Genomic DNA, 22,389 nt, shown 5'->3' with positions numbered 1-22,389 from the left:
ACAGGTGCGTACGGGGGGTTACGGCGAAACGCCCGGTTCCCTGATGTCGATGAGCGTGCGGCGGGACTACGCCGGCGACACCGAGTTCGACCTCGGCGCACGAAGAAGACCGCCGTCAGGGAAACGCCTCGACATCTCACCGCCTGTAGAGAAGGACGGGACGATCATGAACATAACCCTGAAAGTTCCCTTCATCAAGATCCAAATGTCTGAAAATTTTTCTAACGCCCACCACCGCCCCGGGGGCGCCACGGCGACCGGACAGTGAATCCGCGCCCACTAGCGCCGGTCGAGAGTGGCGTGTAGCGGACAAAGCCCGAATCTTCAGCTACCTCGCGTGCCCGGCACAAGGTCCGAGATAGAGGAATGTCCACGAGGCGGTTGGCTCGCCTCGTGATCGGTGTCATATTGCGAGTGGAGTAAATCGAACCGGTCACTGGAGGCTTCCGGTGGCGAAGTGGCCGATGGGAACGTTCCTTGCTCGACTGCCCGGGACAATGCCCGCCCAGCTCATCGAACTCGGCACCATGCTCACCGTGTCGGGTGACACACGACTCATTCGGCAGGGCGAACCGGGCACGCTGGTCTATCTCATTCTCCATGGACTGGTGAAGATCACCACATGGGCGGAGAACGGTGAGCAGGCGCTCCTCGCCGTTCGGGTCAGCGGCGACGTCATCGGAGAGATGGCGATCCTGCGGGAAGGCAGGCGAAGCGCAGACGTCACGACCTGTGGTCGAACCACGTTGTGCGCGATCAAAGGCAATGCCTTCACTGGCTACTTACAGCGCCATCCGAACGCCGCATTGGCACTTTCCGGGCTCCTCAGCGACCGGTTGCAGTGGGCCAACCAGCGACGCCTCGAATTCGCCGGGTACGACGCGGAGGTCTGCCTCGCCAGAATCATCCTCGCGCTCGCCACAACGCACGGCCGCACCGTACGAGAGGGCACGGACATCGGAGTCGCACTGACACGGGCGGAACTCGGCAGTCTGATCGGCGCCAAGGAACCCACGGCACAGAAGGCCCTGCGCTCACTGGCGGCGCGTGGCCTGGTCTTACGCGGCCCTCGCCGTGTGGTCATCCAGGACTTGGACGGGCTGGCGAAGTTCGCCGATTGCGTTCGGCGAAACCCATAAAAATCCCGGTCGTCCTCTGACGTGGCCCGCGAACGTTGTCGTACGGCGACGACAGGAGCGAGATGCACGACACCCCGCAGTACCGAGCGATGTTGACCTACGACATCGAGGACTACAGCACTCGCAACAACACCGAACAGTACGCGCTGCAGTCGGCCATGATCCGGCTACTAGATCTTGCCGCCGGATCGGCCGGACTGGGCCTGCTGGAGTGGAAGCGGCAGCCACAGGGCGATGGGGAATTCGTCGTCCTTCCACCCGCCGTCCACCCCGCACGGCTGCTCGGCTCCTTCACGGACACGCTGAGCCAGGCCATCGACGCTCACAACACCTCCCCGCAGCCACACCTGCGTCTGCGCCTGGCCGTCCACGCGGGCCCGATCCACGTGGACGGGCCCGCCGGATCGCCGGGCAGGCGTGCCGTGGAGAGCGGAAGACTGGTCAACGCCGACGCCTTGCGGACCGCTCTTCGAGCCGTCAAGAAGGCGAGCCTCGGTGTGATCGTCTCCGACACCTTCTACGACGACTACGTCGGTCAAGGTTACGGAGGGCCGCCCGCCGACCAGTTCCGGCGCGTCAAAGCCAAGGTCAAACAGCAGGAGTACATCGCGTACGTCCATCTGCCAGGACACAACGTGCACGCCATCCCGCAACTGGGTGACTTCGATGCCGAAGGCGATCACCAGAAGACCGAGGCAGAAGGGACTCCCGACCGCCGGATCAGCGTCGGCGGGGACTGGTACGGCGGCAACGACTATCAGGTCTCAGGAGACGGCAACAACTTCGCCGGCCGCGACCTCACCATCGACCAGACCCGGCGGAAGCGCCGACCATGACCGAAGAGATGCCTTACCGCATCCCCGCGGCCGCGAGCGGCGACGACGCATCCGGGACGGACGAGGCTCCGCAGCCGGCGCCGCCCTTGACCGAGCGCATCGAACAGGAGCGGAAGGAACGCCGACTACGCTCCGAGATCATCGACGTGGGCCGGAACTGGTATGGCGGCTCGACCTACCAGGTCGACAAGGGCGGGACGCTCAATGGGGCCGGGCGCGACATCATTCAGTATTTCGGCGGCGAAGAACCTCCGGTCCACACACACCCCGTCTCCATCGAGAGGATCGAAGAGGCCCGCTTGTGCTTGATCGAGACATCGTCACAGCGGGAGCTGGTGGCCCGGCTGGCGAATGCCCCCGTGGCCCTGTTGAGAGGTGACCCGCACACCGGACGGGGCACCACGGCGCTGCACGCGTTGCTACAACTTGGCCTTATCTGCAACCACCTGCGACTCAAAGATCCGAGGAAGCTCCGGTCGGACGATCTGCGACCCGGCAACGGTTACGTGCTGCGCGTTGAGGACGAGCCCTGGCCTCGTAGTCCCGAGGCGGTGCTGGACCAGCTCTGCTCCGTGGCTCGCGACAGCGGGAGCATGATCGTCGCGGTGGTCCCGCACGACAGCGCGACCACGAAGTTCGTCGTCACGCACCAAGCCCCCACGGCAAGCGAGATCATCCGCCGTTGGCTCGTCCACCTCTCCCCCGGGGTCGAGCAGGAGCTCGACACCGCAGGGGAATCACTCGACGAACACGTTATCGGGTGCCGCCCGTGGGAGGCCGTCGACGCGGCCCGGCAACTCGCGGAGGGCCGCCGGCAGGGAAGATCCCTTGCCTCCATGATCAACGAGCTGCCCTACACGGCGCTTTCCCGGCTGTCGATGAGCCCGAAGAAGGAGGATCCGGCCCTCAGCCGGCACTTCCTGGTCAGCAGCGCAGTGCTTTATGGGCTTCCCGAAGCCGTCGTGTCCGAGGCCGCGCTGTCCCTTGCCCATCGGATCAGGCAGGACGAGCAGCGGGATTCGGTGGACGAGGAAGACCAAGGCCTGCCGGTGTGGGAGCGGCTCAGCGAGTGGGTCGACCATCCGGGACTGAACGCGACAGCAGCGCCCCGGGGCGGGGAGGGCCAGCGCATCGAGGTGAGACCCGGCATGGCCGATCGGCTTTTGACCACGATCTGGGAGCAGCTACCCGCCGTCCGACCGGCGCTCTATGACTGGCTCGCCGATCTCGTCCGCCATGACGACTGGCGCGTCCGACTCAAAGCAGCCTATGCGGTGGGCAGGCTCGCGACCTGCGATTTCCGAGTCATCGACAAACAGTTCTTCACACGCTGGAGCAGAGAGAAAGGCCGGGCGAAGGTCCTCGGATGGGCTCTGGAATCAGCCGCGCTCGCCGATCCCGATGTGGGGAAGCTGGTGCGCGGACGACTGAAGGAATGGACGACGGGCACCTACCTGCAGCGTCTCTCCGCGGCGATGGGCTATGGCTCCGCCCTCGGCGTCCGGCACATCGATGAGGCACTCAGCACTCTGCACACCGTCGCGGCGGCGACGGTGATCTTGGACACCTGTGACGGCGTCGCCCGTTCGGTAGCCGAGGTCTACACCCCGCAGACAGCCCCGGCCGTGCTGCGGGAGCTGGCGCGTTGGGCGACCGGAGAACATGCGGGAGAACAAGTGGCCGCCGCTCTGGCATTCGTGCGCCTGGCGACCGCCGGGCAGAAAGATGACTCCCACCCGCCTCTATGGCGCCACGGGACGGTTCGCGACCTGTCGGCGCTATGGACCAATGCACTCAACTGCGGCCTGTCCGTGGCACGCAGAGACGCACGAGTGCCCGCCTACACGCCGTCCGCCTGGCTCCTCATGGCCGAATGGGCGGAACAAGCGGCGACCGTGCCGGCGGCAGGCGCCGTCCTTGAGCAGGTTCTCTCCGGAGCCACGAAGCGGCTTCGGCCCTCCTGGGTCTTCCATCTCCACCTGTGGCGCCAGCGGCGGTCTATCACAGTCGCCCAGTTCACCAGGTATATCCGGCTGGTCAAGGAAGGATGACAATGCCGTTCGCGAAATGCATCAGACGACCCATGCTCGTACAGCGCTGGACGAGGCTTCCGGGTGGGACCAAGGCCAATGGCGATCCGGCGACGGGGCAAGAGCCGGTGGCGACCCGCGAGGATCCCGCCTCTTATGTCTTCACCACGCCGTCCCGAGGTGATGGCTTCAAGTTCATGGTGAGCGCGTGGCTCTGGCGGCGTTCGGCGACCGGTTCCCTCGTCTTCCGTCCCTGGAAGGAGCTGAGAGAGGACCAGGAACACTCGATCAAGGATTACGTGAGAGAGATCGTCCGTGACTTGCTGCGACAGTACAGCATCTTCGATGCGGCAGCGGCGGAGCAGGCCGCGAACGACCACTTCCAGCGCTGGCTCAGGGAGCCACCGTCCGGCTCGGTGACGGGCACCTGGCGCGCGACCATCGAAGTCGACGTACCCGAGGAGGTCAGGAGACTTCGTCGCGCGCACGAAAGCGAGCTGTTCCGGGTCGAGGCGAAGGCCGCTGAGATCTCACTCCAGGTGAACAAGCTGCGCGCGTCCCGCACGCTCTGCGAGCAATTCCTGACCGAAGCGATGGACACCGCGACGGCGCGGCATGCGGTACGGCTCACACAAGCGGTCGAGAAGGTGGCGGACATCACCGACAGCATGCTCGACGAACGGGAGAAGAAGGCCGAGCGACTCCTTGCGACCTTGGCCAAGGTCGTGGACGCACAACGGCACGCGAACGCCTTCGAGCTGGTCATCGCCAGCGAGTCGGCGTTGCGGGCCGCGTTCGAGCGGTTGGGCGTCCCGTTGCCAGAGCCGGATCCCGACTCCCCCTTCCCGCTCATGGAGGAGGCGCGCTGAGCACGACATTGATCAGGACCGCCGCCAGGGTGGCGGACATCCCGCCGAGCAGGAGCCAGAACCCCCACCGGATGAGGCGGTACTTCTGGCCGACGATCCGGCTGATCCTGTAGAGCTGATCGGCGACGCGTTCCAGGTCCAGCGTCGATGAACGGATCAGCGCCCCGGAGACGGCCACAGCGGACCCGAAGCGGAGCACATCGGCGTAGTACATGACAGCGCCGCTCTCCTTCCTGCGATCCAGACGCGGATACACCGCACGGGCGAGCACCACCACCGATGTCAGAGCAGTGGCCGCTCCTGCCCACCACAGCCACTCAATGGCGTTGGACAAACTGAACGGCGACCAGCTCCCGGCCAGCAGACCGCCCGCGATGGCGCCGAGCCCGATTCCCACGATCCCGAGGAGTACCTGCGCCTTGGTATCGGCCCGGTTCAACTCCTCGCGGGTTTCCTGCAGCAGCAGAGTTCCGTAAGCACACGCGTCCTCTTCGGCTGCCTGCTGCTGGTTCTGGCCGGACAAGTAATAAGCTCGCGCGATCCTACGGAACATCAGCCACCCGTCGCCTCCAGTCGACCGGCTCCCCCACGGAGGAAGTCGATCAAACGAGCCCTACAAGAGGGTCCATATCACGCCTCCATAAGTGTGACCATCGGCTGGGCGAATTGCCTGACCCACTACGTGTTCCTCTCGCTCCCCTTTCGCCCTGTCACTTACGATGTCCCTGACCCACTCGACGCGTTCCCCGCCCAGCCGGATCCGGCGTGGCCGATGGTCAGTGGCAGCGGCGGATCCATCGTTTGTGCATGTAGGTCTGATGGCAGGTCTCGGAGTTGGATGATCCCCAGGAATCGTCGTCGTCATCGGTGCAGACGCCGTTCACCGTCTCCGTGCAATCGCTGGCGGCCACGCACTCCCCAGTGATCGTCATAGTGCAGTTCTCCTCCTCTTCTTCGCCGTCGTCGGTCTCGATCGCGTCCGGGTCCTCGTAGTCGATCGCCGCCTCGGCCGCGTCCCCGCCCCTTCTGCGGGCGCGGTAGGTGTCGCCGTACGGCTTGCGGAAGGAACCGTCCTCGGCCTTCTTCCCCACCCGCGGCACCCGGCCGTCGATCCGGATGTAGTACCAGCCGTAGCCCTTCTCGCCGTCGTCGCACCTGATCTCGGAGACCCGGATCCGGGTGCTCCTCAGTACGCATATCTCGACACGATCCTCGACGTCGGCGATCATCACCTTCGTGCCGACGCCGCCTTTCGCGGGCGCCCGGTAGAGGTCGCCCTTCGGCCGCTTGGACGAGCCGCGCTCGGCCGTCGAGCCGACGGCCGGCACCCTGGCGCTCAGCGGGAGGTAGTACCAGGTGACCGTGGGCTGCGCGTCGTCGCACCCCCGGTAATCGACCCGCGTCCGCGTCTTCGTGGTGACGCAGATCTCTATGTGGCCCGTGACCGCCTCGGTGTCATCGGGTTCGTCATATTGCCTTCCCGGAACCGGCTGCGAGTCGAACGCAGACGGGGACTCACTACGGGCCGGACTGCATGCCGACGCGGCGCATGCGGCGACCGCCAATATCGAGGTCGCCGTGCGGGCTAATCGTGACTTGGTCACGTCGTCCTCGCCAGGTCGAAAGGAAATGGTCGGTCGATCAACGACGAGGACACGAGCCGAGTTCCGGGCACGCTCCTGCCCCGGAAGGTGACGGGGATCAGGCGGTCGCGGTGGCGGGTTCGGCGAGGGTGCGAAGTTTGGCCGCTGTGGGGGAGCCTTTGGGGGCCGTGTAGGTGCACAGGCGCTGGCCGGGGTCGGTCGGCAGGGAGAACGCCTCGTAGGTCAGCACCAGTTCGCCCACCTGCGGGTGGAGGATGCGCTTGATGCCCTGGGTTCGTTCTCTGACCGCCTGGACGTCCCAGTAGTGCCGGAACTCCTCGCTCTGTTCCCGCAGGTCGCAGACGACCCGCTGCACCCGGGCCTCGGCCTCGCGGCGGCCGATCTGCGCCCGCAGGCTCGCGACGGTCTCCTCCGCCTCCGCCTCCCAGTCGGGATGCAGCGCCTTGGCGTCGGGGTGCAGGAACATCAGCCGGGCGCCGTTGAGCTCTGCCTCCGGGAGCGCGTCGAGGTCGAACCAGATGCGGCCGATGATCGTGTTCCAGGCCAGCAGGTCGGTGCCGGGGCCGTAGACGACGGCGGGGACGGTGTCCCCCATGGCCTCCAGCAGTTCCAGGAGCTGCGGCCGTACGCGCGGGCGCGGGCCGGCGCCGGCGTCGCAGACCTCGGTGTGGGCGCCCCGTCGGCCGTGGGAGATGTTGCGCAGGAAGGCGTGCTCGTCGGGGGTCAGCCGCAGCGCCCGCGCGATCGCGTCGATCACCGCGTCGGAGACGGCGTGCGCCCGCCCCTGTTCGATGCGCGTGTAGTAGTCGACGCTCACCCCGGCGAGCCGTGCGACCTCCTCGCGGCGCAGTCCGCGCACCCGCCGCCGTGCGAGGCCGTCGGGCAGCCCCAGGGACGCGGCGTCCAGCGCGGCCCGTCGTGCCTTCAGAAATGGAGTGATCTCGTCCTCGGCATGCCCCATGCCAGTCATTATGCGGCGGCCGGGTCGCTGGGGGGTTCTGCCGGACCCAGGTTGCGCCTGACCTGGCGCCGTCCCGGCGCGAAACGGAGACTGGACTCCGTATCCGCGGAACGACGTGTCCGCGAAGGATGTGGGCACGAGACGACGTGTCAACAGCAACGATCCGCAGGAGGCGGTACCTCGTGAAGCGCAGCACCCTCGGTGGGACCGGCATCTCGGTCAGCCGGTACGCACTCGGCGCGATGATGTTCGGCGCCCTCGCCAACAAGGACGTCGACGACTGCGTGCGCATCATCCACCGCGCCCTCGACGCCGGCGTCAACTTCGTCGACACCGCCGACATCTACTCGCAGGGAGAGTCGGAGGAGATCGTCGGCAAGGCGCTCAAGGGACGCCGCGACGACGTCGTCCTGGCGACCAAGGCCCACGGCTTGATGGGCCCGGACGCCAACCACGGCGGGAACTCCAGGCGCTGGCTCGTCCGTGAGGTCGAGAACAGCCTGCGCCGGCTGGGCACCGACCACATCGACCTCTACCAGATCCACCGGCCCGACCCGGCCACCGACATCGACGAGACCCTCTCCGCGCTCACCGACCTGGTGCGGGCGGGCAAGGTGCTGGCCGTGGGCAGCTCCACCTTCCCGGCGGAGCAGATCGTGGAGGCGCAGTGGGTCTCCGAGCGGCGCGGCCACGTCCGCTTCCGCACCGAGCAGCCGCCGTACTCGATCCTGGCGCGCGGCGTGGAGGCGGCGGTGCTGCCGACGGCGCAGAAGTACGGGATGGGCGTGCTGAGCTGGGGTCCGCTGTCGGCGGGCTGGCTGTCCGGCCGCTACACCCAGGCCGCGGACATCGACCTGGCGAGCACCGGCCGCGCGGCCGTCGAACGGCACAAGTTCGACCCCTCGCTGCCCGGGAACGCGGCCAAGCTCCAGGCCGTCGGCGAGCTGTCGAAGCTCGCGGCGGGGGCCGGCCTGTCGCTGGCGCACATGGCGGTCGGGTTCGTCCTGGCCCACCCGGCGATCACCTCGGTGATCATCGGCCCGCGCACCATGGAGCAGCTCGACGACCTGCTGGCCGGCGCGGACACGGTGCTGACCGAGGACATGCTGGACCGGATCGACGAGATCGTGCCGCCGGGCACCGACCTCAACCGGGCGGACAGCTACTACGTGCCGCCGGCCCTGGCGGACAAGGCGCTGCGCCGGCGGCCGTGAACCGCTCGGTTCTGGCGCGGGTGGCCACCCCCGTCGCGGCCGACCCCGCGGTCCGCGGCGGCGCGCACCGCGGAGGGCGGACCGCGGAGGGCGGACCGCGGAGGGCGCACCGGAGGGCGGACCGGAGGGCCGGCGGTCCGCCCGGCCGGTCAGCGCTCCGCCTCGGCGAGGACGCGTGAGCGGGCCGCGGCCAGGGAGGCGGCCTGCCGCTCGCGCAGGTGCGCCAGGCCTGGGTCGACCCGCGCGTTGGTCAGCTCGGCGTGGACGAAGGTGACGTCCTCGACACCGAAGTGGCCCGCGAAGAAGTCGCGCAGATAGCGCTCCTGGTGGTCGAACGGCTCGCGCGGAGTGCCCGGCCCGTACGCGCCGCCACGGGCGCCGGTGACCACGAACCGGCGGCCGGCCAGCGACATCTTGGGGAAGGTCACCTGGTCGAGCCAGGCTTTGAGCGCCGAGGGGATGGAGAAGTTGTACATCGGCGTCCCGATCAGCACCACGTCGGCGGCGGTCAGCTCTCCCAGCAGCGGGGCGAGGGTCGCCCACGCCTCCTGCTGGGCGGGGGTGCGCACGGCCTCCCGGTAGCGGGCGATGTCGGTGATCCCGTGTGCCAGCACGTAGTCGCACAGCTCGGTCCACGGCTGCCCGATGTGCGGGACGGGGTCGGCCGCCAGGTCGCGGTAGGTGTAGCGGCCCTCCGGGTGGGCCGCGCGCCAGACCTCGGCGAACGCCCGGGAGAGGTCTCGGGAGACCGAGGTGTTCCGGGCACTGGCGTCCAGGTGCAGCAGATGGCTCATGACGATCCGTCCCCTTCAACCGGACACCATGTCCAGTTAGTGGGGCCAGCCTATCCACATGTGGACACCTCGTCCACATGCGTCGGACGCATCCGCGGAGGGGAGCGCTGCCGAAGGGACAGTAAGGGACACGGCACTCGCCAAAGGATCGATCGGACCAATGCCAACAGACAACGCAAATCCTCCGGTGAACGCCGAGCGGCGGCCACGGCCGCGGATCGCGGTGTCGAGCTGCCTGCTCGGGGAGCCCGTGCGGTTCAACGGCGGCCACAGCCGCGACCGCTTCGTGTCCGGCGCCCTGGCCCCCTGGGTCGACTGGATACCGATCTGCCCGGAGATCGAGATCGGCCTGGGCGCCCCCCGCGAAACGCTCCGCCTGGAGGCGGCGCCCGGCGGGACGCGCCTGATGACCCGCGCCTCGCGCAGGGACCTCACCGAGCCGATGACCGCGCTGGCCAAGGCGCGCGCGGCGGCGCTGCGGGTGGACGGCTACGTCTTCAAGGCCAAGAGCCCGACCTGCGGCCTGCACGGCGTCCCCGTGCACGGCTCGGGACGGCGCGGGCGGGGGCTGTACGCGGAGGCGATGATCGCGGCGCATCCGCTGCTGCCGGTGGAGGACGAGGGCCGGCTGCACGACGACGTGCTGCGCGAGGCGTTCGTGGAACGGATCTTCGCCCACGCCCGCCTCCGGGCGCTGCTGGAGGGCCAGTGGCGGGCGGGTGACCTGGTGGCGTTCCACTCCCGGCACAAGATGCAGATCCTCGCGCACGACCCGGCGGAGTACCGCCGGATGGGCCGGCTGGTCGCCGAGGCGGGCACCAACGCGCCGGAACGGCTCGCCTCCGCCTACGGCCGGGCCTTCCGCGTGGCCCTGGCCACCCGGGCGAGCGTCGGCCGCAACGTCAACGTGCTGCAGCACTGCCTCGGCATGGTGAGCGACGACCTGGACGGGGCGCGGCGCGCCGACCTGGTGGAGGTGATCGACGCCTACCGGGCGCACCGGGTCGCCCTCAGCGTGCCGCTCGCCTTGCTGCGCCACCACGTCAAGGGCACGGGCATGGCGTACCTGGCCGAGCAGACCTACTTCTCGCTCTACCCGGACGAACTGGGGCTGCGCAACCACGTCCCCCGCTGACCGGCCCCCACGCGCCCCCCTCAGGAAGCGGGCGGCCGGTCACCGTCAGGAATGCGGCCGGTCGCCGCTACGAGCCGCCGAGCGTGCCGTCGGCGAAGGCGGAGCCCCGCCGGAGGGCGTCAGGGACGCCGGCCGACGCCGGTCGCGAGTTCGCCGACCCGGGCGGGGCCGCCGGCGTGGGCGTCCAGCACGGGGGTCGGCATGCCCGCCCCGGTGCGCAGGCCCTCCAGCAGATCGCCGACCGCCTCGATCGCGGTGTGTTCCGGCCGCCAGCCGAGGACGGTGCGCGCCCGCGTGGTGTCCATGACCGGGATGCGCAGCGCCATCTCCATCAGCCCGGGAGAGGCGGGGATCAGGCGCAGATGCCAGGCCGCCGCGACCGCGGTCCGCGCCATCATCGGCGAGACCGGCACCAGGCGCGCGCCGAGCAGCCTGGCAAGGGCGGCGGCGTCCAGCACCGGCTCGGCGGCGAGGTTGAACGCGCCGACGACCGAGCGGGTCACGGCCAGCCGGTAGGCCCGCCCCACGTCCAGGGAGTGCAGCGCCTGCACGCGCAGGCCCGGGATGTCCGGCACGAACGGGATCCGGCCCGCGCGCAGCAGCCGGCCGGGCAGGAAGGGGCCGGCGAACAGACGGCGCTGCTCGGCGGCCGCTCCCCGCTTGAAGATGAACCCCGGGCGCATCCGCACGACGCGGATGCTCGGGTGGTCGTTCTCGAACACGTCGAGGACCCGCTCCAGGTAGGCCTTCTCCCGCGAGTAGGCGGCGCCCGGCCATCCGTGGGTCGGCCAGCTCTCGTCCACCGCGCCGTCCTTCGGCCCCGGCGAGTACGCGCCGACCGAGGAGGCGTGCACCAGGATCTGCGCCCCCGCCTCGGCCACGGCGCGGAAGAGGCGCATGCCTCCCAGGACGTTCGCCCGCCACGTCGTGACCGGGTCACGGGTCGGCTGGAACAGCCAGGCGAGGTTGACCACGGCGTCGGCGCGGGCGAACAGGCCGGTGAGGTCGCTCGTGGTGATGTCGGCCGAGCGCCACTGAATCCTGCCCGGCACGTCCGCGCCGGCGCCGGGGCGGCGGGCGGGCAGCCGCCGGGCGACCCCGACGATCGAGGTGACGTCGGGATCCGACTCGAGCGCGGACATCACGCTCGTTCCGACATTGCCGGTCGCGCCCACCACGATGACTCTCATAGAACGCTGCTGCCCCCGCCCTACCGGCCCAAACGCGGGCAGACGCGATCATCTGACCCGGTTGGGACAGGCATTTGACCCGGTTGGGTCAGGTCTTGCCCCGGCCGGTGAACAGGTCGTGGATGCGGTCCACCAGGCCGGCGCCGGGAGCCAGCAGCTTGTTGGCCGGCGGCCGGTCCGGCGCGGCGGGATGCGGCCGGGTAGGGGCGAGCTTCTTCATCATCGTGATCTTCTTGCCCAGGGCGGCCAGTTCCTCCGCGTCGGCGTACCGCACCAGCTCGGGGAACAGGTGCGCCTCCTCGTCCTTGATGTGCTCCCTGATGGTGGCCATCAGGTCGTCGAGCAGACCCTCGAAGGCCGGGTCGGCGACCCCGTCGTCAAGTGCCTTCTCCAGCTGCTTCATCAGGCGCTCGGCCTGGGCGTGCTCGGCGATCTCGCGGTCGGCCAGCCGGTCGCCGTCCGGGATGAACGCGCGGGCGGCCGGGTACAGGTACGCCTCCTCGGCGACCGAGTGCCCGACCAGCTCGATGATCACCTTCTCGGTCAGCTCCCTGCGGCGGTCGTCCTGTCCCGTGCCGCGCAGGCGCTCCAGCTCCGCGAAGGTCTCCTCCACCTCCCGATGGTCCATGGTGAGGACGGTGATCGCGTCACCGCCGTGCTTCATCATGCTTCCTCCTCGCACTGCACCGAACTCTGCCGATGTCGTCGGCGGTTACCCGGTGCGGGCGACGGGAAACCGCCGTGGCCATGGAGAACGCGGGTGGACGGGCGCCCCCCTAGTCGCCGGAGCGGCGCTCCCGTCCCAGCCCCAGCGCCTCGGCCATGTCCGCGATGTTGCGGAAGGAGCCGTCGGGCAGGTCGCGCAGCGCCCGCACCACCGCGTCCGGCACCGCCGGGTTCCCCTCCGCGTGGGCGAGGATCTCGTCGCGGCCGGCCGGGTAGTGGACCTCGACGAGCCATCGGGCGAGGTTGCTGCGCTGGTCGACGTCGTTCTGCGTCATCCCGGGCGCGACCCCGGGCTCGTGGCCGGGCGCGTACCCCTGCGGGCGCAGGTCGTCCTCGGCGTCGCTCACCGGCTCGGGCTCCCGCCATTCCTCGGCGTGCCCGGTGACGCCCCCTCGCGTGAGGCCGGCGGTCTCGTGCTTGATCTCCTCATCGAGGCGCGGACCGTGCTTGTCACTGCCGCGTTCCAGGTTCATTGACGTGTCCTTTCGATGTGGACCGCGGCATGTACCCCGTCGCGCGCGCGCGAACCGCCCTTTCCCGGCCCGGCGCCCGCCGCATGCGCCCTGACCTCGACGGAAGATGCGGGGCGGCCGGGCGACCCGGCGCCGGGAAAAGAATTCGCAAAAAATAAAAGGCCCTTTTGCAGGATATTCGCGGGCTCCGCGACCGCCGAAGTCAGCGTCAGGTGAACGACCTTGTATAGGCACGGCGGACAGGGGTAGCGGGGGTCTGGGCGACCACGCCCGTGTATTGCAACTGGAGGGCCCATGAACGCGATCCACACGCGAACCGCGCGCACGCCGCTGCAGACGGCCTCGCTCGTGGTGGGAGTGGTGTTCCTCGTCGTCGGCGTGCTGGGCTTCATCCCCGGTGTCACCACGAACCTGGACGACCTGCAGTTCGCGGGCCATCACTCGGACGCGATGCTCCTCGGCGTCTTCGAGGTGTCGATCCTGCACAACATCGTGCACCTGCTGTTCGGCGTCGCCGGCATCGTCCTGGCCCGCACGTGGCAGGGCGCGCGCGCCTTCCTCATCGGCGGCGGCGCGATCTACCTGCTGCTGTGGGTGTACGGCATGCTCGTCGGCCACGACACCGCGGCCAACTTCGTCCCGGTCAACGGCGCCGACAACTGGCTGCACCTGCTCCTCGGCCTCGGCATGATCGCGCTGGGCTTCGCGCTCGGCCGCCGGTCGGTCACCGCCGGCCGGTTGTGACGGCCCCGGCGGGCATCGCGGACGGCTTTCGCGGAACGGCCGCCGGCGGACCGGCCGCCACGGGCGGCCATGACAGAACCGACAGCAACTGGGACCATCGGGGTGGAGGAAGCAGACCATGAAAGCCGTCACCTGGCACGGCAAGCGCGACGTACGGGTCGAGGAGGTCCCCGACCCGGCGATCAAGGAACCGACCGACGCGGTCATCAAGGTGACCTCCACCGGCATCTGCGGCTCCGACCTGCACCTGTACGAGATCATGGGCCCGTTCATGACCGAGGGCGACATCCTCGGCCATGAGCCCATGGGCATCGTCCAGGAGGTCGGCGCCGAGGTGACCCACATCGCCCCCGGCGACCGCGTGGTCATCCCCTTCAACATCTCCTGCGGCCACTGCCACATGTGCGGCATGAAGCTGTACGCGCAGTGTGAGACGACGCAGGTGCGCGAGCACGGCACCGGCGCCGCGCTGTTCGGCTACACCAAGCTGTACGGCCAGGTGCCCGGCGGGCAGGCCGAGTACCTCCGGGTGCCGCAGGCGCAGTTCGGCCCGATCAAGGTGCCGCAGGGCCCGCCCGACGAGCGGTTCGTCTATCTGTCGGACGTGCTGCCCACGGCCTGGCAGGCCGTGGCCTGGGCGGACATCCCTGAAGGGGGCAGCGTCACGGTGTTCGGCCTCGGGCCGATCGGGCAGATGTCCGCGCGCGTGGCCCGGCACCTCGGGCACCGGGTGATCGCGGTGGACGGCGTGCCCGAGCGCCTGGCGATGGCCCGCCGCCACGGCGTCGAGGTCATCGACGCGCGCGAGTGCGACGACGTCCCCGAGGCGGTCCGCGAGCTGACCGGCGGGCGGGGCACCGACTCGGTGATCGACGCGGTCGGCATGGAGGCGCACGGCTCGCCACTGGCCAAGCTGGCCCAGAGCGCCACCGGGCTGCTGCCCGACGCGGTGGCCGCCCCGTTCATGCGCAACGCGGGCGTCGACCGGCTGGCCGCGCTGAACCAGGCCATCGAGACCGTGCGGCGCGCCGGGACCATCTCGATCTCCGGCGTCTACGGAGGCATGGCCGACCCGATGCCGATGCTGCGCCTGTTCGACAAGGGCGTGACCCTGCGCATGGGACAGGCCCACGTCAGGCGCTGGATCGACGACGTGCTGCCGCTGGTGAGCGACGACACCGACCCGCTGGGCGTCATGGACCTGGCCACCCACCGCCTGCCGCTGGACCAGGCCCCGCACGGGTACGAGATCTTCCAGAAGAAGCGGGACGGCGCCGTGAAGGTCCTGCTCACCCCCTGACGGCCCCCGAGGCCGTCAGGTGCCCAGCACACCTGACGGCCTGTGGCCGCCCGACGTGAGGGACGGGTGTACCCGTTGAGCCGGCCCGTCCCTCACCTGGGCGCCTTCGCGCCGCTCCTGGCCTCGCCGAGCAGGCCGGCCAGGACGGCGGCGTGGCTGCGCCCGGCGTCCCGGGTGGCGGTCAGCAGCGTCACCGGGCCTTCCCGCGCCAGCTCCGCGATGCGGTCCAGGGCGCGGCGGCGGGCCGGGTCGTCCAGCTCGGTGAGGTAGCGGTCGCGGAAGGCATCGAACTTCGCGGGATCGTGGCCGTACCACGTGCGCAGCTCGCCGGACGGCGCCACGTCCTTGAGCCACTCGTCCACGTGGGCCGCCTCCTTGGCCACGCCGCGCGGCCACAGGCGGTCCACCAGCAGGCGGGCGCCGTCCTCGGGGTCCGGGGCGTCGTAGACGCGGCGCACCTGTACCGGCATCCGCGCCCTCCCATCGCCGGAGCTCGGCCGGATGCCCGGAGGACGTCCGGGCCGACCGCGGGTCACTGGGAGATATGCCCGTTTCTGTGGCCCTCACCCCGGCCGCCGGCGCGCAGCCGCCGCCGCGGTGAGGAGCCCGCGCCGCCGGGAGGCGAGCCGCGCAGCACGACCCGGGGATCGCGGGTGCCCAGGTCGAGGTACATCCGGACCTCGTCGAAGCGCTCCATGCCGACCTCGATGACGTTCGGCAGCCGTCCCCACTCGCGAAAGCCCATCTCCTCGTACAGTTCGATGGCCCCGTGGTTGTTGCCGCGCGCCCCGAGGGTCAGGGTCTCCAGCCCGGCGGCACGCGCGCTGTCGACCAGGCCGGCGAGGACCAGGCGGCCGAGGCCGAGGCCGCGCGCCGCCGGGTGCGCCATGACCTTGCCGATCTCGCCGGAGTGCGCGAACACCTGGGCGGAGGCGCGCTTCCACAGGCCCATCGCCTGGACCACGCCGTCCACCCGGGCCAGGGCCAGGGCCGCCCGGCCGTGCCGGGCGTCGGCGAGGACCTCCTCCACCAGCAGGTCGGTCTCCCGCCTGCCGGGCGGGGTGAGGTAACCGACCGCGCCGCCGGCCGCCACGACCGCATGGATCACGCGGTGCACCTGTTCGAGGAGCGCGTCGTCGGGCACGGACGGCCAGGTCAGGTCGATGCGGGGAGACATGTCTGTGAATTATGCCCATCCACCCCGGACAGCCCCGCGGCAGCCCGGCGAGACCGGCCGGACCGGGGCTTCGCGGGCCTTACCCGGGCGGCCGCCGCGCCCTGTCGCGCCCGGCCTCCGCGGGCTGCCCGCGTGCGGAGAGGTCACGCGGGGCGGGCGTCCAGGACGAGGTCGAGGCGGTCGTCGTAGGCGGCCAGCAGCAGGCGGGCCTCGTCGGCGGCCAGGCCGCGGCGCACCATGACGACGGCGGTCTTGACCTGGTGCCCGGCCTCCTCCAGAGCCCGGCGGGCCACGGCGATGTCGGCGCCGGTGATCTCGGCGACGATGCGCGCCGCCCGCGCGACGAGCTTGGTGTTGCTCGCCGACACCTCGACCATGTAGTTCCCGAAGGTCCGGCCGCACTTGATCATGGAGATGGTCGAGATCATGTTGAGCACGAGCTTCTGCGCCGTGCCGGCCTTCAGGCGCGTCGAGCCGGCCACCACCTCGGGGCCGACGATGACCTCGATCGCGTGGTCGGCCGCCTCCGACAGCGGCGTGCCGACGTTGCACGACAGCCCCGCCGTCAGCGCGCCCAGCCGGCGGGCCTGCGCGACGGCGGCGACGACGAACGGCGCGCGCCCGCTGGCGGACAGGCCCACCACCGCGTCCGCCGGACCGACGCCGTGCTCGCGCATGGCGGCGGCGCCCGCCTCCGCGTCGTCCTCGGCCCCCTCGACCGACCGGGTCAGCGCGGGCGTCCCGCCGGCGATGATCCCGCGCACCGTCCCGGGATCGGTGCCGAACGTCGGCGGGCACTCCGAGGCGTCCAGCACCGCGAGCCGCCCCGAGGTCCCCGCGCCCACGTACAGCAGCCGCCCGCCGCCGCGCATGCGGGCGACGATGCCGTCGATCGCGGCGGAGATCTCCGGCACAGCCCTGGCCACCGCCGCCGGCACCGTGGAGTCGGCCGCGTTCATCAGCCGCGCGATCTCGTCGGTCGGCAGGCGGTCGATCTGGCGGTAGCGCGGATCTATCTGCTCCGTCGTGGCCGGCGGGGCGAATGGTCGCATCGTGGCTCTCCTCATCTTCCGGGGGTCGTGCTGATGCTCGCCGGGGCCGCGGCCCGGGCGCGGCGGGTTCAGTCGAGGTGGCGGTGGTAGAGCCAGAACACCCGCTCCACGCGCGCGCCGACGGCCCTGGCGTAGAAGCGGACCGGGCCCACCCAGCCGATCTGTGTGGTGCGCAGGCCGGCGGCGGCCTGTTCTGCCAGGCAGCGCCGCAGCAGGACGCGGCCGACGCCGAGCCCGCGGGCCGCTTCGTCGGTGCCCATCGGGCCGAACCACCCGGGCCGGGCGCCCCAGGCGGCGAAGCCGAGGATCTCGCCGTCGCGGACGGCGTAGTGGCAGCCGGTCGCCTGCTCGACCTCCCAGGCCCAGGCGTCGTTCCAGTGCCGCCGGACGAACGCGGCCACCTCGCCCCGCTCCCCCGGAGCGGCCGTGCGCACCGCGACCCCGGCCGCCGCGAGCCGCCCGGCCTCCTGGTCCTGTGTGGCGCCGGGCGCGAACGGCGCCAGGTCGGCGGTCATGTTCCAGGCGGTGCGGTGACGCTCATAGCCCAGGCTCTCGGCCAGGCAGACCGCCGGGGTGTAGCGCACGTCGATGCCCGGCCAGGCGTAGCAGGGCGGGTTGCCGGCCAGCCGGACCTCCCGCACGCCGCGCTCGCGCAGCCACTCCTCGGCGGCGCGCAGCAGAGTCCTGCCGAGCCCGCGTCCCCGCGCCGCGGGCCGCACGGCCAGCAGGTCCACGTGCCCGACCCCCTCGGTGGTCGACAACGAGACGAACACGACCCCGTCCAGGCACGGCAGGGTGAGCGCCGTCCACTCGCGGCCCTCGGGCGGCGCGGCCAGCCGGGACACGATCAGCGACGCGTCCTCGGCGTCGAAGACGAGCGCCTCGCGGGCCACCTCCCCGACGATCGCCAGCTCGGTCGGCAGCACAGGACGGACGCCCGCGGGCCCGTGCGCGGGCCCGGCCCCGTGCAGGCCGTTCGCGAGCTCGGCGCCCTCGAAGCCGCCCGCGAGACCCGCGACCGGGGAGCCGGGCACAGAGCCGTTCTCGGAACTGTTCGGGGGGCCGTTCTGGGGGCCGTTCTGGGGGCCGGGGCTCTCGGGGACGCCGCTCACGCCACGGCCTCCACGGGGATGACCTCGCGGCGCTGCGGGTGGAAGCAGGCGTGCTCGTGCGTGCTCTCCACGCAGCCGGCCAGGATCGGCCGTTCCTTCTCACACCGCTCGGTGCGGAACGGGCACCGGGGAGCGAACAGGCACCCCTCGTCGGCGTGGCGCTCGTTCAGCGCCTCGGTCGGCACGACGCGCTCGTGCCCGGGCCGCTCCAGCCCGTGCAGCACGGGGATCGCCGACAGCAGCGCCTGGGTGTAGGGGTGGACGGGCCCGGTGATGACGGTCTCGGTGAGCCCGCGCTCCACCACCTGCCCCCGGTAGAGCACGTACAGCTCCCCCTGGCCGCCGATGTACCGGGCGGTGGCGATGTCGTGGGTGATGAACAGCAGGCTCACCCCGAGCCGCTCGCGCAGGTCCTTGAGCAGGGCGAGGATGCTCAGCCGCATCGACACGTCGATCATGGAGACCGACTCGTCGGCGACCAGCATCTCGGGGTCCACGGTGAGCGCGCGGGCGATGACGACGCGCTGGCGCATGCCGCCCGAGAGCTGGTGGGGGTAGCGGCCGAGCACGTAGCCCGGGTCGATGCCCACCAGCGCGAGCAGTTCCTCCGCGCGGGCGTCGATCCAGGACGAGGGGCGGCCGGTCTGCGAGGCGCGCAGCGCGAGCGGCGCCCGCAGGGTCTGGTGGATCGTGCGGGTCGGGTTGAGCGCGGAGTAGGGGTCCTGGTGGATGAGCTGGATGCGCCGGAAGTACGGCCGGCGGCGGCGCGGGCTGAGCGGCGTCATCGGCGTGCCGTCGATGACGATCTCGCCGGAGTCGTAGGTCTCCAGCCCGGCGACGATGCGGCCGAGAGTGGTCTTGCCGCATCCGGACTCGCCGATGAACGACACCGCGCCGCCCTTGGGGACGGTGAAGTCGATGCCGCGCAGCGCCTTGACCTCGCGAGCGCCGAGGACGTCGCCGCGCTGTTTGTAGGTCCTGGTGATGCCGGTCCCGGTGATCACGCATGCTCCTTGCGGCGTTCGGCGGGCCTGGCCGCCTCGGCGGCGTGACAGGCGACGGTCCTGCCGTTCTCGATGACGGACGGCGGTTCCACGGTCTCGCAGACCTCCATGCGGAGCGGGCAGCGCTCCTGGAAGACGCATCCCCGCTTGGGCACGGTGCCGAGCGTGGGCGGGCGTCCGGGCAGCGCGCGCGACTGGGTGATGTCGCCCGACAGGCGGGGGATCGCCTGGATCAGCCCGCGGGTGTAGGGGTGGCGGGGCGAGCCGAGCACCTCCATGGTCGGGCCGTGCTCCACCACCCGCCCGCCGTACATGACGGCGAGCCGGTCGGTGACCTCGGCGGCCACGCCCATGTCGTGGGTGACCATCAGCGTGGTCAGCCCGCGCTCCTGGTGGATCTCGCGGACGATGCGCAGGATGGTCGCCTGGGTGATCATGTCGAGCGCGGTGGTGGGCTCGTCGAGGATGACCAGCCGGGCGTTGAGCACCAGCGCGAGCATGATGCCCACCCGCTGGCGCATGCCGCCGGACAGCTCGTGCTGGTGGGAGTCCAGCACGCGGGCGCCGTCCAGGCCCATCCGCTCCAGCAGGCTCTTGGCGTCCCGCACGAGGGCGGGAAGGTCGTCCACGTCGTGCGAACGGCCGAGGTCCAGCAGCTGCTTGCCGATCGTCTTGAGCGGGTTCAGGGAGTTCTGGGCGGCCTGGAACACGTACCCGAGGTGCCGGCCGCGCGCCCGGCGCAGCCGGTCGCCCGCCAGGTCCACGACGTCGCCGAGCCCGTCGATCTCCACGCTGCCGCCGGCGATGCGGCCGGGCGGCTGGACGGCGTTGAGCAGCGAGAGCGCCAGCGTGGACTTGCCGGAGCCGGACTCCCCCACGATGCCGGTGATGGTGCCCGGCTCGATCGTGAGGCTGACGCCGCCGATGGCGGGCAGCTCCCCGAGCGGCGTCCGGTAGACCACCGTGAGGTCGCGGACCCGCACCCCGGGCGCCGTCGCCGCGGCGGTGCCCACGACCAGGCCGGGGACGGCGGATGACTCGGGGCGGGGAGACTCCCCGACCCCGTGGGAGATGGTGGTCACCGGTTACTCCTCACGCAAGCGCGGGTTGAAGATCTCGTCCATCGCGTCGACGATGAGCACGATGCCGAGCGTGAGCAGCAGGATCGCCAGCAGCGGCGCCAGCAGGTACGGCAGCGCGGCGGTGCTGGTCAGCGCCCCGCCGCCGAAGACGGCCAGGTTGAGCATCACACCCCAGTTGTTGGAGTCGAAGGGCAGCACGCCGAGGAAGAACAGGCCGACCTGGGCGTAGATGGCGCCGGTGACGGCGATGAGCATGTTCATCGCGATGTAGGGCGCCATGCTGGGCAGCAGCTCGCGCCCGACGATGTGGGCGGTGGACAGCCCGAGCCCCCGGGCCGCCTCGATGAACCCCCGTTCGCGCAGGGACAGCGTCTGCGAGCGCACGGCGCGGGCGATGCCGCCCCAGCCCAGCAGGCCGAGCACCAGGCCCATCTCCAGCGGCCCCTGGAACTTCCAGACCGTCGACAGCACCAGCAGCAGCGGCAGGCCGGGGATGGTGAGCTGCAGGTCGGTGATCCGCATGAGCACGGTGTCCCACCGTCCCCGGTGGAACCCGGCGAGCAGGCCGAGCACCGTGCCCGCCGCGACGGTGATGACCGCCGTGGCCAGGCCGGTGAGGATGACGTACCGGGCGCCGGTGACCACCAGCGCGAGCACGTCGGTGCCCTCGAAGTCGGTGCCGAACGGGTGGGCGAAGCTCGGCGGGGCGTAGAGGGCGTTGTCGTCGCGCGGCAGGTGCGCCGGGTACAGCATCGGCCCGAACGCCGCCATGAGCAGGAACATGGCGACGATCACCACGCCGGCCAGGCGGCTCGGCTTGCGGCGCAGCACGCGCGCGACGCCCCGCCAGAAGTTGCGCCGCAGGGCCGCCCGGGTGTCGCCGAGCGCCGTCTGGGGAACCGTTACGCTCATGCCGCGCCTCCCGTCCGCACCCGCGGGTCGATCACGGTGTACAGCAGGTCGGCCGCGATGTTGGCGACGATGATGGCCACCGTGGTCACCAGGAACGTTCCTCCCATGAGCGCGTAGTCGCGGGCGCCGATGCTGTTGACCAGCAGCAGCCCGAGCCCCGGATAGTTGAAGATCCGCTCGATGAAGATGGCGCCGCCGAACAGCATGCCGAGCGACAGCGCGAGGATCGTGAACAACGGCAGAATCGCGTTGCGGGCGATGTAGCGGAACAGCACACCCCGGGTGAGGCCTCGCAGTTCGGCGGCGAGGATGAAGTCGTCGCCGAGCACGGTCGCCACGCTGGACTTCATCGCCAGCACCCAGCCGCCGTAGCTGGCCAGGGCGTAGGTCAGCACCGGCAGCGTGGCGTGCTGGACCAGCGAGGCCAGGTAGCCGGCGTTGAGCCCGGGGACGAACTCGACGTCGACCGGGCCGCCCGCCGGCAGGATCGGCCACAGCGTCGTGAAGATCGCCAGCATGAGCAGGCCGATGACGTACTGCGGCACGCCGTGCAGCAGCGAGCCCGAGATCGACAGCAGGTCGCCGAGCTTGCCCGACCGCTTGATGCCCGCGTACACCCCGAGCGTGACGCCGAGCAGGAAGCTCAGCAGCGTGCCGCCGAGCACCGGCAGGATGGTCCACTTGGCGGCCGAGGTGAGCAGGGTCGTCACCTCGGTGCCGGGCGTGCTGATCGACTGGCCGAGGTCCAGGTGCAGCAGCGCCTTCATGTATCCGGTGTACTGCTCCCAGAGGCTGCCCGTGGGCAGGAACCCGTACAGGGCGGCGGTGGCCCGCTCGGCCTGGTCGGGCGACATGCCCTTCTCGATCAGCGTCTCGTACTGGCCGAGCACCGGGTTGCCGGGGATGTTGCGGATGATCACGAAGCTGATGGTGGTGACCACCCAGATCATGACGAGGCCGCGGACGACGTGCCCGGTGAGCCGTCGTGTCACTGCGTTCACCCGGGGAGTCCGCCGGGTCGTGAGAGTCGTCATA

The 22,389-nt window shown here is 70.7% G+C and carries 24 protein-coding genes; 9 read left to right on the top strand and 15 right to left on the bottom strand.

The genetic code is table 11. The features are described from left to right. Positions 1-49: 49 nt before the first annotated feature. The 5 genes from ABZT47_RS15320 (at position 50) to ABZT47_RS15300 (ending at position 4,874) form a co-directional block, all read left to right on the top strand. Complete coding sequence (locus ABZT47_RS15320; protein WP_354841264.1) at positions 50-268, top strand: hypothetical protein; 219 nt, start codon at positions 50-52, stop codon at positions 266-268. Positions 269-449: 181 nt separating this feature from the next. Beyond that, complete coding sequence (locus ABZT47_RS15315; RefSeq protein ID WP_354841262.1) at positions 450-1,139, top strand: Crp/Fnr family transcriptional regulator; 690 nt, start codon at positions 450-452, stop codon at positions 1,137-1,139. Between the two features lie 62 nt (positions 1,140-1,201). Beyond that, the gene (locus tag ABZT47_RS15310; protein WP_354841259.1) at positions 1,202-1,975 is read left to right on the top strand and encodes a hypothetical protein; all 774 of its coding nucleotides are present in this window, start codon (positions 1,202-1,204) and stop codon (positions 1,973-1,975) included. Then, on the top strand, positions 1,972-4,026 hold the full coding sequence (locus ABZT47_RS15305) for a hypothetical protein (RefSeq protein ID WP_354841257.1): 2,055 nt from the start codon (positions 1,972-1,974) through the stop codon (positions 4,024-4,026). The genes ABZT47_RS15310 and ABZT47_RS15305 overlap by 4 nt, the downstream gene beginning before the upstream one ends. A gap of 32 nt (positions 4,027-4,058) precedes the next feature. Continuing rightward, positions 4,059-4,874, top strand: a complete 816-nt coding sequence (locus ABZT47_RS15300; RefSeq protein ID WP_354841254.1) for a hypothetical protein — start codon at positions 4,059-4,061, stop codon at positions 4,872-4,874. Here the strand turns inward: ABZT47_RS15300 and ABZT47_RS15295 are convergent. The 3 genes from ABZT47_RS15295 to ABZT47_RS15285 form a co-directional block, all read right to left on the bottom strand. Next, positions 4,855-5,397: a Pycsar system effector family protein gene (locus tag ABZT47_RS15295; protein ID WP_354841251.1), complete on the bottom strand. Its 543-nt coding sequence runs from the start codon at positions 5,395-5,397 to the stop codon at positions 4,855-4,857. The genes ABZT47_RS15300 and ABZT47_RS15295 overlap by 20 nt on opposite strands. Before the next feature lie 253 nt (positions 5,398-5,650). Further along, a complete protein-coding gene (locus ABZT47_RS15290) occupies positions 5,651-6,103 on the bottom strand; it encodes a hypothetical protein (RefSeq protein WP_354841248.1) in 453 nt (150 codons plus the stop codon). A 472-nt stretch (positions 6,104-6,575) separates the two neighbouring features. Continuing rightward, entirely contained in the window at positions 6,576-7,439 is an 864-nt protein-coding gene (locus tag ABZT47_RS15285) for a helix-turn-helix transcriptional regulator (protein WP_354841246.1), read from the bottom strand. Positions 7,440-7,621: 182 nt separating this feature from the next. Between ABZT47_RS15285 and ABZT47_RS15280 the strand changes: the two genes are divergently transcribed. Beyond that, entirely contained in the window at positions 7,622-8,653 is a 1,032-nt protein-coding gene (locus ABZT47_RS15280) for an aldo/keto reductase (RefSeq protein ID WP_354841243.1), read from the top strand. A gap of 149 nt (positions 8,654-8,802) precedes the next feature. On the opposite strand, the gene ABZT47_RS15275 is transcribed toward ABZT47_RS15280, so the two are convergent. Further along, entirely contained in the window at positions 8,803-9,447 is a 645-nt protein-coding gene (locus ABZT47_RS15275; RefSeq protein ID WP_354841240.1) for an NAD(P)H-dependent oxidoreductase, read from the bottom strand. A gap of 160 nt (positions 9,448-9,607) precedes the next feature. Between ABZT47_RS15275 and ABZT47_RS15270 the strand changes: the two genes are divergently transcribed. Further along, positions 9,608-10,582 carry a DUF523 and DUF1722 domain-containing protein gene (locus ABZT47_RS15270; protein ID WP_354841237.1) on the top strand — a complete coding sequence of 325 codons (975 nt, stop codon included), beginning with the start codon at positions 9,608-9,610 and terminating at the stop codon, positions 10,580-10,582. Positions 10,583-10,701: 119 nt separating this feature from the next. Here ABZT47_RS15270 and ABZT47_RS15265 read toward each other — a convergent pair whose 3' ends face one another. From ABZT47_RS15265 to ABZT47_RS15255, 3 genes are all read right to left on the bottom strand, one after another. Then, positions 10,702-11,772, bottom strand: a complete 1,071-nt coding sequence (locus tag ABZT47_RS15265; RefSeq protein ID WP_354841235.1) for an NAD-dependent epimerase/dehydratase family protein — start codon at positions 11,770-11,772, stop codon at positions 10,702-10,704. Between the two features lie 88 nt (positions 11,773-11,860). Then, positions 11,861-12,439 (bottom strand): hemerythrin domain-containing protein, encoded by a 579-nt coding sequence (locus ABZT47_RS15260; protein WP_354841233.1) that lies wholly within the window; start codon positions 12,437-12,439, stop codon positions 11,861-11,863. Between the two features lie 109 nt (positions 12,440-12,548). Continuing rightward, on the bottom strand, positions 12,549-12,971 hold the full coding sequence (locus ABZT47_RS15255; protein ID WP_354841231.1) for a DUF2795 domain-containing protein: 423 nt from the start codon (positions 12,969-12,971) through the stop codon (positions 12,549-12,551). Between the two features lie 294 nt (positions 12,972-13,265). Between ABZT47_RS15255 and ABZT47_RS15250 the strand changes: the two genes are divergently transcribed. Both ABZT47_RS15250 and ABZT47_RS15245 read left to right on the top strand, forming a co-directional pair. Then, entirely contained in the window at positions 13,266-13,715 is a 450-nt protein-coding gene (locus ABZT47_RS15250; RefSeq protein WP_354841228.1) for a DUF4383 domain-containing protein, read from the top strand. Between the two features lie 118 nt (positions 13,716-13,833). Then, on the top strand, positions 13,834-15,015 hold the full coding sequence (locus ABZT47_RS15245) for a zinc-dependent alcohol dehydrogenase (protein WP_354841226.1): 1,182 nt from the start codon (positions 13,834-13,836) through the stop codon (positions 15,013-15,015). A 92-nt stretch (positions 15,016-15,107) separates the two neighbouring features. Here the strand turns inward: ABZT47_RS15245 and ABZT47_RS15240 are convergent, their stop codons facing one another. The 8 genes from ABZT47_RS15240 to ABZT47_RS15205 form a co-directional block, all read right to left on the bottom strand. Next, positions 15,108-15,485, bottom strand: coding sequence for a DUF488 family protein (locus ABZT47_RS15240; RefSeq protein WP_354841223.1), 378 nt, complete (start codon positions 15,483-15,485; stop codon positions 15,108-15,110). A gap of 62 nt (positions 15,486-15,547) precedes the next feature. Then, a complete protein-coding gene (locus ABZT47_RS15235; protein ID WP_354841221.1) occupies positions 15,548-16,192 on the bottom strand; it encodes a GNAT family N-acetyltransferase in 645 nt (214 codons plus the stop codon). 143 nt (positions 16,193-16,335) lie between these two features. Beyond that, on the bottom strand, positions 16,336-17,244 hold the full coding sequence (gene murQ / locus ABZT47_RS15230) for an N-acetylmuramic acid 6-phosphate etherase (RefSeq protein WP_354841219.1): 909 nt from the start codon (positions 17,242-17,244) through the stop codon (positions 16,336-16,338). A gap of 68 nt (positions 17,245-17,312) precedes the next feature. Next, positions 17,313-18,356, bottom strand: coding sequence for a GNAT family N-acetyltransferase (locus ABZT47_RS15225; RefSeq protein ID WP_354841216.1), 1,044 nt, complete (start codon positions 18,354-18,356; stop codon positions 17,313-17,315). Then, entirely contained in the window at positions 18,353-19,360 is a 1,008-nt protein-coding gene (locus ABZT47_RS15220) for an ABC transporter ATP-binding protein (protein WP_354841213.1), read from the bottom strand. Before ABZT47_RS15220 ends, ABZT47_RS15225 begins: the two co-directional genes overlap by 4 nt. Next, positions 19,357-20,442 carry an ABC transporter ATP-binding protein gene (locus ABZT47_RS15215; RefSeq protein WP_354841210.1) on the bottom strand — a complete coding sequence of 362 codons (1,086 nt, stop codon included), beginning with the start codon at positions 20,440-20,442 and terminating at the stop codon, positions 19,357-19,359. The genes ABZT47_RS15220 and ABZT47_RS15215 overlap by 4 nt, the downstream gene beginning before the upstream one ends. A gap of 3 nt (positions 20,443-20,445) precedes the next feature. Further along, positions 20,446-21,354 carry an ABC transporter permease gene (locus ABZT47_RS15210; protein WP_354841207.1) on the bottom strand — a complete coding sequence of 303 codons (909 nt, stop codon included), beginning with the start codon at positions 21,352-21,354 and terminating at the stop codon, positions 20,446-20,448. Then, positions 21,351-22,388, bottom strand: coding sequence for an ABC transporter permease (locus ABZT47_RS15205; RefSeq protein WP_354841205.1), 1,038 nt, complete (start codon positions 22,386-22,388; stop codon positions 21,351-21,353). The genes ABZT47_RS15210 and ABZT47_RS15205 overlap by 4 nt, the downstream gene beginning before the upstream one ends. Position 22,389: the final 1 nt, after the last annotated feature.

This window comes from Sphaerisporangium sp. NPDC005289 (assembly GCF_040607455.1).
GTDB classification, from domain to species: domain Bacteria; phylum Actinomycetota; class Actinomycetes; order Streptosporangiales; family Streptosporangiaceae; genus Sphaerisporangium; species Sphaerisporangium rhizosphaerae.
The sequence above is the reverse complement of the archived record's forward strand: the minus strand, read 5'-3'. Positions and strand labels throughout refer to the sequence as shown.